This is a genomic window from Streptomyces sp. 130, assembly GCF_007096885.1.
Classification (GTDB): Bacteria; Actinomycetota; Actinomycetes; order Streptomycetales; family Streptomycetaceae; genus Streptomyces.
In genome coordinates this window covers 1-3,417 of sequence record NZ_VJNO01000084.1, presented here as the reverse complement: position 1 = coordinate 3,417, position 3,417 = coordinate 1, and the positions used below count along the sequence as shown (strand labels likewise).

General features: G+C 56.8%; 1 rRNA gene. It reads right to left on the bottom strand.

Features of this window, described 5'->3' with window-relative positions:
• Nucleotides 1-22: 22 nt before the first annotated feature.
• A 23S ribosomal RNA gene (locus FKN01_RS32000) occupies nt 23-3,145 on the bottom strand.
• Between the last annotated feature and the right edge of the window lie 272 nt (nt 3,146-3,417).

The window sequence follows — 3,417 nt, the reverse complement described above, 5'->3', positions numbered from 1 at the left end:
AACACAGTGGACGCGAGCAACTGAGGACAAGCCCTCGGCCTATTAGTACCAGTCAGCTCCACCCGTTACCGGGCTTCCACATCTGGCCTATCAACCCAGTCGTCTACTGGGAGCCTTAACCAATCAAGTTGGTGGGAATACTCATCTTGAAGCAGGCTTCCCGCTTAGATGCTTTCAGCGGTTATCCTTTCCGAACGTAGCCAACCAGCCATGCCCTTGGCAGAACAACTGGCACACCAGAGGTTCGTCCGTCCCGGTCCTCTCGTACTAGGGACAGCCCTTCTCAATATTCCTACGCGCACAGCGGATAGGGACCGAACTGTCTCACGACGTTCTAAACCCAGCTCGCGTACCGCTTTAATGGGCGAACAGCCCAACCCTTGGGACCGACTCCAGCCCCAGGATGCGACGAGCCGACATCGAGGTGCCAAACCATCCCGTCGATATGGACTCTTGGGGAAGATCAGCCTGTTATCCCCGGGGTACCTTTTATCCGTTGAGCGACAGCGCTTCCACAAGCCACTGCCGGATCACTAGTCCCGACTTTCGTCCCTGCTCGACCCGTCGGTCTCACAGTCAAGCTCCCTTGTGCACTTACACTCAACACCTGATTGCCAACCAGGCTGAGGGAACCTTTGGGCGCCTCCGTTACCCTTTAGGAGGCAACCGCCCCAGTTAAACTACCCATCAGACACTGTCCCTGATCCGGATCACGGACCCAGGTTAGACATCCAGCACGACCAGAGTGGTATTTCAACGACGACTCCACAACCACTGGCGTGGCCGCTTCAAAGTCTCCCACCTATCCTACACAAGCCGAACCGAACACCAATATCAAACTATAGTAAAGGTCCCGGGGTCTTTCCGTCCTGCTGCGCGAAACGAGCATCTTTACTCGTAGTGCAATTTCACCGGGCCTATGGTTGAGACAGTCGAGAAGTCGTTACGCCATTCGTGCAGGTCGGAACTTACCCGACAAGGAATTTCGCTACCTTAGGATGGTTATAGTTACCACCGCCGTTTACTGGCGCTTAAGTTCTCAGCTTCGCCACCCCGAAGAGCAGCTAACCGGTCCCCTTAACGTTCCAGCACCGGGCAGGCGTCAGTCCGTATACATCGCCTTACGGCTTCGCACGGACCTGTGTTTTTAGTAAACAGTCGCTTCTCGCTGGTCTCTGCGGCCACCCCCAGCTCAAGCAGCAAGTGCTCTCACCAGTGATGGCCCCCCTTCTCCCGAAGTTACGGGGGCATTTTGCCGAGTTCCTTAACCATAGTTCACCCGAACGCCTCGGTATTCTCTACCTGACCACCTGAGTCGGTTTAGGGTACGGGCCGCCATGAAACTCGCTAGAGGCTTTTCTCGACAGCATAGGATCATCCACTTCACCACAATCGGCTCGGCATCAGGTCTCAGCCTCAACGTGTGACGGATTTGCCTACCACACGGCCTACACCCTTACCCCGGGACAACCACCGCCCGGGCTGGACTACCTTCCTGCGTCACCCCATCGCTTACCTACTACCACCTTGGTTCGTCGGCTCCACCACTACCCTCAACTCCGAAGAGATCGGGCCGGCTTCACGGACTTAGCATTAATGGGCTCAGTATTGGGCGTTTCAAAGCGGGTACCGGAATATCAACCGGTTGTCCATCGACTACGCCTGTCGGCCTCGCCTTAGGTCCCGACTTACCCTGGGCAGATCAGCTTGACCCAGGAACCCTTAGTCAATCGGCGCACACGTTTCTCACGTGTGTATCGCTACTCATGCCTGCATTCTCACTCGTGAACCGTCCACAACTCGCTTCCACGGCTGCTTCACCCGGCACACGACGCTCCCCTACCCATCCATACAGGCGTTAACCCTATGTGTATGAATGACACGACTTCGGCGGTACGCTTGAGCCCCGCTACATTGTCGGCGCGGAATCACTTGACCAGTGAGCTATTACGCACTCTTTCAAGGGTGGCTGCTTCTAAGCCAACCTCCTGGTTGTCTCTGCGACTCCACATCCTTTCCCACTTAGCGTACGCTTAGGGGCCTTAGTCGATGCTCTGGGCTGTTTCCCTCTCGACCATGGAGCTTATCCCCCACAGTCTCACTGCCGCGCTCTCACTTACCGGCATTCGGAGTTTGGCTAAGGTCAGTAACCCGGTAGGGCCCATCGCCTATCCAGTGCTCTACCTCCGGCAAGAAACACACGACGCTGCACCTAAATGCATTTCGGGGAGAACCAGCTATCACGGAGTTTGATTGGCCTTTCACCCCTAACCACAGGTCATCCCCCAGGTTTTCAACCCTGGTGGGTTCGGTCCTCCACGAAGTCTTACCTCCGCTTCAACCTGCCCATGGCTAGATCACTCCGCTTCGGGTCTAGAGCGTGCAACTCAACCGCCCTGTTCGGACTCGCTTTCGCTACGGCTTCCCCACACGGGTTAACCTCGCTACACACCGCTAACTCGCAGGCTCATTCTTCAAAAGGCACGCAGTCACGAGACATGTGCAAGCACACATCCGACGCTCCCACGGCTTGTAGGCACACGGTTTCAGGTACTATTTCACTCCGCTCCCGCGGTACTTTTCACCATTCCCTCACGGTACTATCCGCTATCGGTCACCAGGGAATATTTAGGCTTAACGGGTGGTCCCGCCAGATTCACACGGGATTTCTCGGGCCCCGTGCTACTTGGGTGTCTCTCAAACAAGCCGCTAATGTTTCAGCTACGGGGGTCTTACCCTCTACGCCGGACCTTTCGCATGTCCTTCGCCTACACCAACGGTTTCTGACTCGTCTCACGGCCGGCAGACCGTAAAAGAGAGATCCCACAACCCCGCATGCGCAACCCCTGCCGGGTATCACACGCATACGGTTTGGCCTCATCCAGTTTCGCTCGCCACTACTCCCGGAATCACGGTTGTTTTCTCTTCCTGCGGGTACTGAGATGTTTCACTTCCCCGCGTTCCCTCCACACTGCCTATGTGTTCAGCAGCGGGTGACAGCCCATGACGACTGCCGGGTTTCCCCATTCGGACACCCCCGGATCAAAGCTCGGTTGACAGCTCCCCGGGGCCTATCGTGGCCTCCCACGTCCTTCATCGGTTCCTGGTGCCAAGGCATCCACCGTGCGCCCTTAAAAACTTGGCCACAGATGCTCGCGTCCACTGTGCAGTTCTCAAACAACGACCAGCCACCCACCACCCCACCCGAAACCGGGCGAGTTCACTGGGGCCGGCAACCGAAGGACGACCATGACGGCCGCACCTTCAGATACCCAACAGCGTGCCCGACCCGGTAAGCCATCCACCACGTTCCACGCCGAAGCAGTACTAGTGACAAACAACTTGCCGTGCCGAGTAGTCAACGTTCCACCCATGAGCTGACCACCGTCGGACACTTGCCGACGTAGTGGCTCTGGA